This window comes from Pantoea sp. B270, assembly GCF_018726825.1.
GTDB classification, from domain to species: domain Bacteria; phylum Pseudomonadota; class Gammaproteobacteria; order Enterobacterales; family Enterobacteriaceae; genus Pantoea; species Pantoea dispersa.
The window spans coordinates 2,773,927-2,786,895 of sequence record NZ_JAHCSX010000001.1 but is presented as its reverse complement, the minus strand read 5'-3'; the positions used below and the strand labels follow the sequence as shown (position 1 = coordinate 2,786,895).

Sequence of the window (12,969 nt, the reverse complement as noted above, 5' to 3'; positions counted from 1 at the left end):
TTAACGCGGGGTGGCTAAGCCCAGACGCTCGCCGCGATAACTGCCGTTGAGAATCGCCTGCCACCACTGCGGATTGGCCAGATACCACTGCACGGTTTTGCGGATGCCGCTGTCGAATGTTTCCTGCGGCGTCCAGCCCAGTTCACGGGCGATTTTACTGGCATCAATGGCATAGCGCAGGTCGTGGCCGGGACGATCGTGGACAAAAGTGATCAGTTCCCGGTAGCTGCTCAGCCCGGCAGCGCGCTGTTGCGGTGCCAGCTCATCCAGCAAATCACACAGCGTCTCCACCACCTCAATATTGCGCCGCTCGTTGTGGCCGCCAATGTTGTAGGTCTCGCCCACTTTGCCGCTGCTGACCACGGTGTACAGCGCGCGGGCGTGATCTTCCACATACAGCCAGTCACGAATCTGGCTGCCGTTGCCGTACACCGGCAGCGGCTTACCGGCCAGCGCATTGATAATGGTGAGGGGGATCAGTTTTTCCGGAAAATGGTAAGGGCCATAGTTGTTGGAACAGTTGGTGACCACCACAGGCAGTCCGTAGGTGCGCAGCCACGCGCGCACCAGATGGTCGCTGCTGGCTTTGGTCGCCGAGTAAGGGCTGCTCGGGGCGTACGGCGTGGTTTCGGTAAAGAAATCTTCCGTGCCGTGCAGATCGCCAAACACTTCGTCGGTGGAGATATGGTGCAGGATGAAGCCCTTCTTGCGCTCATCCGTCATGCCGTTCCAGTAATGGCGCGTCGCCTCCAGCAGCTGGTAGGTGCCGACAATATTGGTTTCGACAAAGGCGATTGGCCCGTCAATCGAGCGGTCCACGTGACTCTCTGCCGCCAGATGCATGATGCAGTCCGGCTGGTACTGCGCCAGCACGCGATCCAGCGCGGCGCGGTCGCAGATATCGACCTGCTCAAAAGCAAAGCGTGCATCCTGCTCAACCGGTGCCAGCGACGCCAGATTACCGGCATAGCTCAGCTTATCTACCACCACCACCCGGTGGTCGGTATTGGCAATCAGGAAGCGCACCAGCGCGGAGCCAATAAAACCGGCGCCGCCGGTGACTAAAAACTGTTTCATCGCCAGACTCCTTTGGTATCCACAATCCACGACTGCGTCACCTGTTCAGGGGTGACGGCGCGGAACTGCGCATGATCGACCAGCATCACCAGAATGTCGGCGTGTTGCAGGGCATCAGCCAGCGACACCAGCGTAGCGCGTTCGGCGAGCTGCGGCGGAATATCCGCCACATGCGGCTCGACCACCCAGGTGCGGCCGCTGTGCCAGCCCGCAATACGCTGCGCCACCGACATCGCCGGGCTTTCACGCAGGTCATCGATATTAGGTTTAAATGCCAGACCGAAGCAGGCGATGGTCACGTCCGTGGCACGCTTGCCGCTGGCCGTCAGGCACTCGGCCAGCGCCTGTTTAACCTGATCCAGCACCCAGCCCGGCTTGGCATCGTTAACCTCACGCGCGGTCCGGATCAGCCGTGCCTGCTGCGGGTTTTGCGCCACGATAAACCACGGGTCGACCGCAATGCAGTGGCCGCCGACGCCCGGTCCCGGCTGCAGGATATTGACGCGCGGATGGCGGTTCGCCAGCGCAATCAGTTCCCACACGTTGATCCCCTGTTCGGCGCAGATCAGCGACAGTTCGTTGGCAAAGGCGATGTTCACATCGCGGAAACTGTTTTCCGTCAGCTTGCACATCTCTGCGGTGCGCGCGTTAGTTTCCACACACTCGCCGCGCAGGAAAATGCGATACAGCTCGCTGGCGCGCGCCGAACAGGCCGGCGTCATGCCGCCAATCACGCGGTCATTTTCCAGCAGCTCGACCATCACTTTCCCCGGCAGCACACGCTCCGGGCAGTAAGCGATAAACACATCAGGCTGCTCGCCATGCTGCGGGAAGCGCAGATCCGGGCGCGCCGCCGCCAGCCATTGCGCCATCTGTTCAGTAGCGCCCACCGGCGAGGTTGATTCGAGGATCACCAGATCGCCGGCCTTCAGCACCGGCGCAATCGACAGCGCAGCCGCCTGCACGTAGCTGAGATCCGGCTGATGATCGCCGACAAACGGCGTCGGCACGGCAATCAGAAAGGCGTCGGCAGCTTCAGGCTGGGTGGTGGCGCGCAGGTTGCCGTTGTGCACCGCTGCACGTACTACGTCGCCCAGTTCAGGCTCGACGATATGAATTTCGCCGCGATTAATGGTTTCCACCGCGCGCGCATTGATATCCACGCCGATGACCTGTTTCCCGTGCGAAGCAAAAACGGCTGCCGTCGGCAGCCCAATGTAGCCCAGTCCGATAACGGAAATGGTTGAAAAACGCATAGTTAAACTCTGTGTTGTTTAAGTGCCTGCAGGATGCGCGCGCAGGCATGGCCGTCGCCATACGGATTGTGCGCGCGGCTCATCGCCTGCCACGCCTCGTCGTCCTGCAATAGCAGGCTGACTTCAGCAACAATTTTATTCACGTCGGTGCCGACCAGCTTCACCGTACCGGCCGCGACCGCTTCCGGCCGCTCGGTGGTTTCACGCATCACCAGCACCGGTTTGCCCAGCGACGGTGCCTCTTCCTGGATGCCACCGGAATCGGTAAGAATCAGCCAGGCGCGATTCATCAGCCAGACAAACGGCAGGTACTCCTGCGGCTCAATCAGAATGATGTTGTTGATACCGCTCAGAATACGGTTCACCGGCTCGCTGACGTTAGGGTTGAGGTGCACCGGATAGACAATTTGCAGCTGCGGATGCTGACGCGCCAGCTGCGCCAGCGCGCTGCAGATGCGTTCAAAGCCTTCGCCAAAGCTTTCGCGCCGATGGCCGGTAACCAGAATCAGCTTTTTACCGGCCTCAAGGAACGGGTAACGCGCCGCCAGGCGGGCATTGAGATCGGCATCATCCAGCACGCGATCGCGTACCCACAGCAGCGCATCGATCACCGTATTGCCAGTGACGAAAATGCGCGCGTCGGGCAGATTTTCGCGCAGCAGGTTTTGCCGCGAATTTTCTGTCGGCGTGAAGTGATAGCTGGCGAGATGGCCGGTCAGGGTACGGTTGGCCTCCTCCGGCCACGGTGACATCAGGTTACCGGTCCGCAGACCCGCCTCAACGTGGCCCACCGGAATCTGATGGTAAAACGCGGCCAGGCTGGCGGCAAAGGTGGTAGTGGTATCGCCGTGCACCAGCACGACATCCGGCTGGAAGTCTGCCAGCACGGTCTTCATACCCTGCAAAATGCGGCTGGTGATCTCGGTCAGCCCCTGCTCGGGCCGCATAATATTGAGGTCATAGTCGGGCTGCAGCCGGAACAGGCGCAGTACCTGGTCAAGCATTTCACGATGCTGTGCCGTCACGCACAGGCGCGATTCGAAGGCAGCATCCTGCGCCAGTGCCTGCACCAGCGGAGCCATTTTGATCGCTTCAGGGCGCGTGCCAAATACAGTCAGAACTTTCACGCGGATTCTCTTAGTGACGGTTGGCGAATGTTGCACGCGGACGACGCACCAGCGCTACGCCGGCACCCACCAGCGCACCGATCGCGCCCCACATCACCATCATAAACAGACGACGTGGGCTATCGCGGCTGACCGGCTCTTCCGGCGTGCGCAGGTAACGGTAGGTCTGGAACGGTTTATCCAGGCGCGGTCCGGCCTGCAGTGTGTTGAGCATCGCCCTGTTTTGATCATAGCTTAAATCGTAAGCAGGTCCGCTGGCTTGCAGAGTATCCAGCTGCGCCTGCAACATCTGCTGCCCCAGCAGGAAGCGATCGCTGTCCGGCAGCGCTTCACCGCTGACCGGCGCGCGGTTCTCTTTAATGCCCTGCTGGCTGGCCACTTTCAGCGCCTGCTCGATGCGCTGGCGACGGCGATCAAACACCGCCTGTGCCACTTCCTGCTGACGGCTGACCTGCGCCTGCAGCTGCACGCTGCGCGCCTGCCACGCTCCTTTGAGCTCATCGTTGAGATGGCGCGCGGCGCGTTCGCTGGCATAGGCAATGTACTGCCGCAGCAGATTGTTGGCGTCGCCGGCGGTCTCCGCGATCAGCTTAATGTTATCCAGCGTATTGTGGGTGGCATCGGCCGGGGTGAACTGAATGTTGGTGATCAGATCGTCGAGCAGCGCGGCATCATTGTGTGCATTACCGCTTTTTCGGCTCTTATAGTAATCAGTCTGCAGCCAGAAATCGCGACGCGTATCCCACGACGCCAGCTGCATGGTGAACTCCTGATAGACCTCATCCATCACCGTCGGCGCTGGCGTATTCAGGCTGACGGTCTCGTTGCGCACATCCAGATTATTGAGGAACTGCTGCTGCACAAAGAATGCGCCCAGCATATTCACCGTCGGCCGATCGGTCACCGCCGTGGCGCTCCAGGATTGCTTCATTAACATGGAAGCCAGCCACGCCAGCAGCACAAACATCAGCGCCAGGCCAATAATCCAGCCTTTGCCGCGCCACAGCGTGCAGCCGAGGCCGCGTACATCCAGTTCGTTCTCCACAACGACAGAGGTCATAACAAAAGTGTCCTTATCCGGGTACTTATCTGGGTAATTATTTTTTCTCTTCGCCGCTGCTTTGCCAGCGACGTTTGATACGACGGATTTTGCGCGCGACGCGCCATGCATGTTTCAGGCAATAACCGTAAAGGAGGAAAGCAGCGAGGAACAGCGCCAGCATGACCCACTCGGGAATAAATGCCAGATATTCGCCCAGCACGCCAATTCCGGCCAGCAGCGCGGCGGCCACGGTAATCAATAAAAAGGCCTGGCGGGAGGTAAAACCGGCCCGCATGATCAGGTGATGGATATGCTGACGATCGGCCGAGAACGGGCTCATGCCCTTGCGCAGGCGACGATACATGATCGCCACCATGTCCATCAGCGGAATAGCAATCAGCCACAGGGCGGTAACTGGCGTGATGGGATGGCTGAGGCCCTGCGTCGTTTCCAGCAGAATCCAGATGATGGTGAAGCCGATCATGGTACTGCCGGCATCACCCATAAACACTTTATAACGGCGGCCTAAAAAGCCGAGATTAAGCAGAATGTAGGGAATAGTGGCGGCGATCATCGCGAAGCACCACATCGCCAGGCTGGTCTGTCCGTCAAAGTAGAGAATGATGCCCATCGCGGCGAAGGTGACGCAGGATAAGCCACCCAGCAGACCATCAATACCGTCCACCATATTGAAAGCATTGATCGCTGCCCATACCGCGAACAGCGTCAGCACATAGCCGAAAGGCCCGACGATCAGCTCGACCGGACCAATGATAAAACCCAGACTCAGTAAATAGAGTTTTGCCCCGACCATCATCACGATGGCAATCGCCGCCTGAACCACGGCACGGATTTTGACGCTGATATCAAAGCGGTCATCGAGCGCGCCGACCAGCACCAGTACCCCGGCGCAGAAGAGGTACAGTACGGCGTGCGGCAGATAATAATTTGAGATGGCAAAGGCGAAGCAAATCCCCGCATACACGGAGATACCGCCGACTAACGGAATGGCGCCATGGTGTCGTTTTCTGGAATTCGGCGTGTCCACAAGCCCAATTTTTTTAGCCGCTTTACGAGCAAAAAACAGGAACGCTAAAGAAAAAAGAAAAACTAAACCAAGCTCAGTACTCATAGTGAGTAAATTCACGTTAACGCTCTCAGCTAAAATCATGGACAACAATAAGCAATTTTCCCGCCATTGCTGTATATCCCTGGTCTGAATTCTGTCGCAGCGCGTGCGTTTGCTGAAAAAACCGCCGCTTTGCTGCCTCAGTCAATATGTCTGCTTCCTGACAGGCATAATCCTAATGCCCACAAATGAAAAACGCCACGTTAAGACGTGGCGTTAGTCATAAATCCTGGCAATTTGTGCCGTTAGCCGGCTGGCTCAGGCCGTTACCGGCGGCAACAGATTACGAGCGTTTCATCATATCGAAGAATTCGTCGTTGGTTTTGGTCATTGCCAGTTTATTGATGAGGAACTCCATCGCGTCAATTTCACCCATCGGATGGATGATTTTGCGCAGGATCCACATCTTCTGCAGCTCTTCCTGAGAGGTGAGCAGCTCTTCTTTACGCGTACCGGAACGGTTGTAATCGATAGCCGGGAACACGCGCTTCTCAGCGATTTTACGTGACAGGTGCAGTTCCATGTTACCTGTACCTTTAAACTCTTCGTAAATCACTTCGTCCATCTTCGAACCGGTATCAACCAGCGCGGTGGCGATGATGGTCAGGCTGCCGCCCTCTTCCACGTTACGTGCCGCACCGAAGAAACGCTTCGGACGATGCAGGGCGTTGGCGTCAACACCACCGGTCAGGACTTTACCCGACGCCGGCACTACGGTGTTGTAGGCGCGCGCCAGACGGGTGATGGAGTCCAGCAGGATGATAACGTCTTTTTTGTGCTCGACCAGGCGCTTAGCCTTCTCGATCACCATCTCTGCAACCTGCACGTGACGCGAGGCCGGCTCGTCAAAGGTAGATGCGATAACTTCGCCTTTCACCAGACGCTGCATTTCGGTCACTTCTTCCGGACGCTCGTCAATCAGCAGCACCATCAGCACGCAGTCAGGGTAGTTGTACGCGATGCTCTGCGCGATGTTCTGCAGCAGCATGGTTTTACCGGCTTTCGGCGGTGCGACGATCAGACCACGCTGACCACGACCGATTGGCGATGCCAGATCCAGCACGCGCGCCGTCAGGTCTTCGGTCGAACCGTTACCACGCTCCATGCGCAGACGGTTGTTCGCGTGCAGCGGCGTCAGGTTTTCAAACAGAATCTTGCTACGGGCGTTTTCTGGCTTGTCGTAGTTAACTTCGTTAACTTTCAGCAGCGCAAAATAGCGTTCACCTTCTTTCGGTGGGCGGATTTTGCCAGAAATGGTGTCACCAGTGCGGAGGTTGAAGCGGCGGATTTGGCTGGGAGAAACGTAGATGTCATCGGGACCGGCGAGGTAGGAGCTGTCTCCGGAGCGGAGGAAACCAAATCCATCCTGCAGTATCTCCAGCACACCATCACCGAAGATGTCTTCGCCGCTCTTCGCGTGTTGTTTCAGGATGGCGAAAATAATGTCCTGTTTGCGCATACGCGCCAGGTTTTCCAGCCCCATATTTTCGCCGAGAGTAATCAGCTCAGAAACCGGCGTATTCTTTAATTCGGTAAGATTCATAGTGATGGGTTCTTAAACTCGGGGTAATTCTCGAAATGTTTGTCGTGAATGGTATGGCAAAAATTCCATGCCTGTTAATGGCTCTTTTTCAACGCTGCTCGACGGTTATCGTCAGATGTGGCGATAGGAAGCGAGGAGACGGTCGAAAGGTGATGCCGAATGTGCTAGCCGTCAGATTGCCAAACCACGAAAACGTTCAATGCGAGCTGGGTCTGACAAGGGAAAACTTTAGATGCAAACTACAAGGTAAGTGCGTAATGCAGTGAGGTCAACTTAACACGCCTGAAGGGAGACGTCCAGCAGTGGCGAAAAAATTCACCACTGCCGAACAAACACCGCGCCGGGCTTAGGCCAGGTTAGCGTTCAGGAACTCTTTCAGCTGACCTTTAGACAGCGCACCCACTTTGGTCGCCGCCACTTCGCCGTTCTTGAACAGCAGCAGGGTCGGGATACCGCGAATACCGTATTTTGGCGCAGTACCTGGGTTTTCATCAATGTTCAGCTTGGCGATGGTAAGCTTACCGTCGTACTCTTCTGCGACTTCGTCGAGAATCGGGGCGATCATTTTGCAAGGACCACACCATTCAGCCCAGAAATCTACCAGCGTCACACCGTCGGCTTTCAGCACGTCAGTGTCGAAACTGTCATCGGTCAGGTGAACGATTTTATCGCTGCTCATGTTTAACTCCAAAGATTATGCCTGGCGAATTGGCGTAAAATATACCAACGTAGGTTGACTTTATTTCATCGGATACGCTTTCGTAAAGCGATAGTAAGCTGATATTCTACCACACTATGAGCAAAACACACTTAACAGAACAGAAGTTTTCCGACTTCGCCCTGCACCCACAGGTAGTGGAAGCCCTTGATAAGAAAGGCTTTCATAACTGCACGCCGATTCAGGCGCTCGCGTTGCCTTTTGCGCTTTCAGGGCGTGATGTCGCGGGTCAGGCGCAAACCGGTACCGGCAAAACGATGGCGTTCCTGACGTCAACGTTTCATTATCTTCTTTCTCATCCTGCTGCTGAAGGCCGCCAGGTTAATCAGCCACGCGCGTTGATCATGGCACCGACGCGTGAGCTTGCGGTGCAGATTCATGCCGATGCCGAGCCGCTGGCGCAGGCCACCGGTCTGAAGCTGGGCCTCGCCTATGGCGGCGATGGCTATGACAAGCAGCTGAAAGTGCTGGCAGACGGCGTCGATATTCTGGTGGGCACCACCGGACGCCTGATTGACTACGCCAAACAAAATCACATCAACCTCGGCGCCATTCAGGTCGTGGTACTGGATGAAGCAGATCGCATGTTCGATCTCGGCTTCATTAAAGACATTCGCTGGCTGTTCCGCCGCATGCCGCCGGCCACCCAGCGCCTGAGTATGCTGTTCTCGGCCACGCTTTCTTATCGCGTACGTGAACTGGCGTTCGAGCACATGAACAACGCCGAATACGTTGAAGTTGAGCCCGAGCAGAAAACCGGCCACCGTATTAAAGAAGAGCTGTTCTACCCTTCGAACGAAGAGAAGATGCGTCTGCTGCAGACCCTGCTGGAAGAAGAGTGGCCGGATCGCGCCATCGTCTTCGCCAACACCAAGCACCGCTGTGAAGATATCTGGGGCCACCTGGCTGCCGATGGTCACCGCGTGGGCCTGCTGACCGGCGACGTGGCGCAGAAAAAACGCCTGCGCATTCTGGACGACTTCACCAAAGGTGACGTGGATATCCTCGTTGCCACCGACGTCGCCGCGCGCGGCCTGCACATCCCGGCAGTTACGCACGTCTTCAACTACGACCTGCCGGACGATCGCGAAGATTACGTGCACCGCATTGGCCGTACCGGTCGTGCTGGCGCCAGCGGTCACTCCATCAGCCTGGCCTGTGAAGAGTACGCGCTCAACCTGCCGGCGATTGAAGAGTACATCGGTCATGGTATTCCGGTGAGCAAGTACAACAGCGACGCCCTGCTGAGCGACCTGCCGCCACCGAAACGCCTGCAGCGTAACCGCTCGGGCAACGGTCCACGTCGCGGTGGCAACAACAGCAACCGTCGCGGCGGTGCCCCGCGCAACAACAACCGTAAACGTTCGGGTTAAGCACACATGCTAAGCGCATCGTCACTTTATGCTGCGATTGATTTAGGTTCTAACAGCTTTCATATGTTGGTGGTGCGCGAAGTGTCCGGCAGTATTCAGACCGTCGCGCGAATTAAACGCAAGGTGCGTCTGGCGGCAGGTCTTGATGCGGCCAACCATCTCTCGGCTGAGGCGATGCAGCGCGGCTGGCAGTGCCTGCGTCTGTTCTCCGAGCAGTTGCAGGACATTCCCCCGGAACAAATCCGCGTGGTGGCAACCGCCACGCTGCGCATTGCCAGTAACGCGCAGGATTTCCTGACTCAGGCGGAACAGATTCTCGGCTGTGCGGTGAACGTCATCAGCGGCGAGGAAGAAGCGCGCCTGATCTATCAGGGTGTTGCGCACACCACCGGCGGCTCTGACCAGCGGCTGGTGGTCGATATCGGCGGCGGCAGCACCGAGCTGGTGACCGGCGAAGGTGCGCACGCCACGACGCTGTTTAGCCTGTCGATGGGCTGTGTAACCTGGCTGGAGCGCTTCTTCAGCGATCGTCATCTCGCCAAAGAGAACTTTGCCCAGGCCGAACAGGCCGCACGTGAAATGATCCGTCCGATTGCGCCGGCGCTGCGAGAGAAAGGCTGGCAGATTTGCGTGGGCGCGTCCGGCACTGTCCAGGCGCTGCAGGAGATCATGGTGGCGCAGGGCATGGATGAGCGCATCACTCTGAGCAAACTGCAGCAGCTCAAACAGCGTGCCATTCAGTGCGGCAAGCTGGAGGAGCTGGAGATTGAAGGGCTGACGCTGGAGCGCGCGCTGGTGTTTCCCAGCGGCCTGTCGATTCTGATCGCCATTTTCCACGAGCTGAGCATTGAGAGCATGACGCTGGCCGGCGGCGCACTGCGCGAAGGGCTGGTGTACGGCATGCTGCATCTGCCGATTGACCGCGATATTCGCAGCCGCACGCTGCAGAACGTTCAGCGTCGTTTCGCCATTGATGTTGAGCAGGCGGGCCGCGTGCGCCAGCTGGCAGAGAGCTTTTTCCGTCAGGTGAGCAGCAGCTGGAAGCTGGATCAGCGATGTCGCGATTTACTCCTCAGCGCCTGTTCAATCCACGAAATTGGCCTGAGCGTCGATTTCCGCCAGGCACCGCAGCACGCCGCGTATCTGATTCGCCATCTCGATCTTCCTGGTTTCACCCCCGCACAGAAAAAAATGCTGGCCTGCCTGCTGCAGAACCAGAGCGGCAGCATTGATCTGGCGCTGCTGACGCAGCAAAACGCCGTGCCGCCGCGCATGGCTGAGCGACTGAGCCGTCTGCTGCGGCTGGCAATCATCTTCTCCAGCCGGCGGCGCGACGACACGCTGCCGGCGGTGCGTCTGCAGGCGGATGATGATGCGCTGCATCTGACGCTGCCGGCAGGCTGGCTGGCTGCGCATCCGCTGCGCGCCGAGCTGCTGGAGCAGGAGAGCCATTACCAGTCGTATGTGCACTGGCTGCTGACGATTTCCTGATCGAACCTGCTGCTGCTGCGTTGAAAAGCGCCCGGCAACTGCGCCTTTACGCGAGTGAAGTTTGCTTTGCCGGGCGCTTTGCCTCTGCGGCGCGCGCAACAGATTTCGCCACAGGCCAGGCTTGCGGCTGTGACGAAACCATTACCCCTTCTTCGCGTTCTCCAGCATCGCACGTAAGCCGGCGACACGCGTTTGCCCGGTTTTCACCCGCTCTTCGGCGCTGATGACCTTTTTCTCACGCTCCCACGCCACATCATCCTGCGGCAATTCCAGCAGGAAGCGGCTTGGTTCCGGACGCACCAGCTCGCCGTACTGACGGCGCTCGCGGCACAGGGTAAAAGTCAGCTCTTTCTGCGCGCGGGTGATGCCCACGTAGGCCAGGCGACGCTCCTCTTCGATATTGTTCTCATCGATACTGCTCTGATGCGGCAGCAGCCCCTCTTCCATGCCCACCAGATAGACATAGGGGAACTCCAGGCCTTTCGAGGCGTGCAGCGTCATCAGCTGGACCTGATCGAGTTCTTCGTCACTCTCGCCGCGCTCCATCATGTCGCGCAGGGTAAAACGCGTCACCACCTGCGCCAGCGTCATCGGCTCGTTAAGTTCGTCGCCCTCCAGCATTTCGGTCATCCACTGAAACAGCGTATTGACGTTCTTCATGCGCATTTCCGCCGCTTTCGGGCTGGGAGAGGTTTCGAACAGCCAGCTTTCGTAGTCGATGCCGCGAATCAGGTCGCGCACCGCATTCACTGGTTCACGCTCGGTGAGCTGAACGATTTCATTCAGCCAGTGGGTAAAGCGCTGCAGATGCTCCAGCCCGCGCCCGGAAAGCGTCTGTTCCAGCCCCATATCAAAGCTGGCGTTAAACAGGCTTTTGTTGCGCAAATTGGCCCATTCACCCAGCTTCTGCAGCGTCGCGGGGCCGATCTCGCGGCGTGGCGTGTTAACGATGCGCAGAAACGCGCTGTCATCTTCCGGATTGGTCAGCACGCGCAGATAGGCCAGCAAGTCCTTGATTTCCGGCCGCGAGAAAAACGACGTGCCGCCGGAGATGCGATAAGGAATACGGTTTTGCATCAGCAGCTTTTCAAACACGCGCGACTGATGGTTACCGCGATAAAGAATCGCGTAATCTTTGTACTGGGTTTTATTAATAAAATGATGGGCAATCAGCTCGCCCGCCACGCGCTCGGCTTCGTGATCTTCGTTGTTGGCGCTCAGCACTTTCAGCTCGCTGCCCTCGCCCAGCTCAGAGAACAGCCGCTTTTCAAACACGTGCGGATTGTTGGCGATGAGGATATTGGCGCATTTAAGGATACGCTGCGTCGAGCGGTAGTTCTGCTCCAGCTTCACCACTTCCAGCGCCGGGAAATCCTCTTTCAGCAGTACCAGATTCTGCGGCCGCGCGCCGCGCCACGAGTAGATAGACTGATCGTCATCGCCGACCACGGTAAAGCGCGCCCGGGCGCCGACCAGCAACTTCACCAGCTCATACTGGCTGGTGTTGGTGTCCTGATACTCATCCACCAGCAGATAGCGGATGCGCTGTTGCCAGCGTTCGCGCACTTCCTGATTCCGCTGCAGCAGCAGGGTCGGCAGCAGAATCAGATCGTCGAAATCCAGCACGTTACAGGCTTTCAGATGCTGATCGTACAGCGCGTAGCAGTGGGCAAAAATCTGGTCGCGCTGCGATTTGGCGAGGCCGGCCGCGCCCTGCGGATCGACCAGGTCGTTTTTCCAGTTGGAGATGGTGGAAATCAGCTGCTGCAACAGGGTTTTATCTTCTTCCAGCCACTGCTTGGTCAGGTCCTTAAGCAGCGCCAGCTGATCCTGATCGTCGAACAGCGAGAAGGTCGATTTCATGCCCAGCGCCTTGTACTCGCGCTTGATGATCTCCAGGCCCAGCGTGTGGAAGGTTGAGATCATCAGGCCGCGCGCCTCTTTACGTCCCAGCGTTTGCGCCACACGTTCTTTCATCTCGCGCGACGCCTTGTTGGTGAAGGTCACCGCCGCGATATGGCGCGCCTGATAGCCGCATTCACGGATCAGATGGGCGATTTTATTGGTGATCACGCGGGTTTTACCGGAACCCGCACCGGCCAGCACCAGACAGGGACCGGTGACAAATTCGACAGCACGTTGTTGGCCGGGATTAAGACGCATAGAAAAACATCACTCAATTTAATCAGACAGGAAGATTTACATCGCGCCGT

10 protein-coding genes are annotated in these 12,969 nt (G+C 57.8%); 2 read left to right on the top strand and 8 right to left on the bottom strand.

All coding sequences use genetic code 11. The features are described from left to right. From rffG to trxA, 7 genes are all read right to left on the bottom strand, one after another. Nucleotides 1-1,077, bottom strand: coding sequence for a dTDP-glucose 4,6-dehydratase (gene rffG, locus KOL70_RS13290; RefSeq protein ID WP_021506986.1), 1,077 nt, complete (start codon nucleotides 1,075-1,077; stop codon nucleotides 1-3). Further along, a complete protein-coding gene (gene wecC, locus KOL70_RS13285) occupies nucleotides 1,074-2,333 on the bottom strand; it encodes a UDP-N-acetyl-D-mannosamine dehydrogenase (RefSeq protein ID WP_215480775.1) in 1,260 nt (419 codons plus the stop codon). Before wecC ends, rffG begins: the two co-directional genes overlap by 4 nt. 2 nt (nucleotides 2,334-2,335) lie before the next feature. After that, nucleotides 2,336-3,460, bottom strand: a complete 1,125-nt coding sequence (gene wecB / locus KOL70_RS13280) for a non-hydrolyzing UDP-N-acetylglucosamine 2-epimerase (protein WP_058758100.1) — start codon at nucleotides 3,458-3,460, stop codon at nucleotides 2,336-2,338. Nucleotides 3,461-3,470: 10 nt separating this feature from the next. Then, nucleotides 3,471-4,520, bottom strand: coding sequence for an ECA polysaccharide chain length modulation protein (gene wzzE / locus KOL70_RS13275; protein WP_215480774.1), 1,050 nt, complete (start codon nucleotides 4,518-4,520; stop codon nucleotides 3,471-3,473). A 37-nt stretch (nucleotides 4,521-4,557) separates the two neighbouring features. Beyond that, nucleotides 4,558-5,634, bottom strand: a complete 1,077-nt coding sequence (wecA, locus tag KOL70_RS13270) for a UDP-N-acetylglucosamine--undecaprenyl-phosphate N-acetylglucosaminephosphotransferase (protein ID WP_021506990.1) — start codon at nucleotides 5,632-5,634, stop codon at nucleotides 4,558-4,560. Between the two features lie 280 nt (nucleotides 5,635-5,914). Continuing rightward, nucleotides 5,915-7,174, bottom strand: a complete 1,260-nt coding sequence (gene rho / locus KOL70_RS13265) for a transcription termination factor Rho (protein WP_021506991.1) — start codon at nucleotides 7,172-7,174, stop codon at nucleotides 5,915-5,917. A gap of 346 nt (nucleotides 7,175-7,520) precedes the next feature. Further along, nucleotides 7,521-7,853 (bottom strand): thioredoxin TrxA, encoded by a 333-nt coding sequence (gene trxA / locus KOL70_RS13260; RefSeq protein ID WP_021313352.1) that lies wholly within the window; start codon nucleotides 7,851-7,853, stop codon nucleotides 7,521-7,523. A 116-nt stretch (nucleotides 7,854-7,969) separates the two neighbouring features. Here trxA and rhlB point away from each other — a divergent pair, with 116 nt between their 5' ends. Next, nucleotides 7,970-9,265 (top strand): ATP-dependent RNA helicase RhlB, encoded by a 1,296-nt coding sequence (gene rhlB, locus KOL70_RS13255; RefSeq protein WP_031279615.1) that lies wholly within the window; start codon nucleotides 7,970-7,972, stop codon nucleotides 9,263-9,265. A gap of 6 nt (nucleotides 9,266-9,271) precedes the next feature. Then, nucleotides 9,272-10,756, top strand: a complete 1,485-nt coding sequence (ppx, locus tag KOL70_RS13250) for an exopolyphosphatase (protein WP_031279616.1) — start codon at nucleotides 9,272-9,274, stop codon at nucleotides 10,754-10,756. Nucleotides 10,757-10,897: 141 nt separating this feature from the next. On the opposite strand, the gene rep is transcribed toward ppx, so the two are convergent. Beyond that, the gene (gene rep / locus KOL70_RS13245; protein WP_058758096.1) at nucleotides 10,898-12,919 is read right to left on the bottom strand and encodes a DNA helicase Rep; all 2,022 of its coding nucleotides are present in this window, start codon (nucleotides 12,917-12,919) and stop codon (nucleotides 10,898-10,900) included. Nucleotides 12,920-12,969 lie beyond the last annotated feature (50 nt).

Excerpts from the sequence above, each read along its gene's own strand:
- wecA (WP_021506990.1), bottom strand. The coding sequence starts at position 5,634 with ATGAGTACTGAGCTTGGTTTAGTTTTTCTTTTTTCTTTAGCGTTCCTG.
- wzzE (WP_215480774.1), bottom strand. The coding sequence starts at position 4,520 with ATGACCTCTGTCGTTGTGGAGAACGAACTGGATGTACGCGGCCTCGGC.
- rho (WP_021506991.1), bottom strand. The coding sequence starts at position 7,174 with ATGAATCTTACCGAATTAAAGAATACGCCGGTTTCTGAGCTGATTACT.
- rffG (WP_021506986.1), bottom strand. The coding sequence starts at position 1,077 with ATGAAACAGTTTTTAGTCACCGGCGGCGCCGGTTTTATTGGCTCCGCG.
- trxA (WP_021313352.1), bottom strand. The coding sequence starts at position 7,853 with ATGAGCAGCGATAAAATCGTTCACCTGACCGATGACAGTTTCGACACT.
- wecC (WP_215480775.1), bottom strand. The coding sequence starts at position 2,333 with ATGCGTTTTTCAACCATTTCCGTTATCGGACTGGGCTACATTGGGCTG.
- rhlB (WP_031279615.1), top strand. The coding sequence starts at position 7,970 with ATGAGCAAAACACACTTAACAGAACAGAAGTTTTCCGACTTCGCCCTG.
- ppx (WP_031279616.1), top strand. The coding sequence starts at position 9,272 with ATGCTAAGCGCATCGTCACTTTATGCTGCGATTGATTTAGGTTCTAAC.
- rep (WP_058758096.1), bottom strand. The coding sequence starts at position 12,919 with ATGCGTCTTAATCCCGGCCAACAACGTGCTGTCGAATTTGTCACCGGT.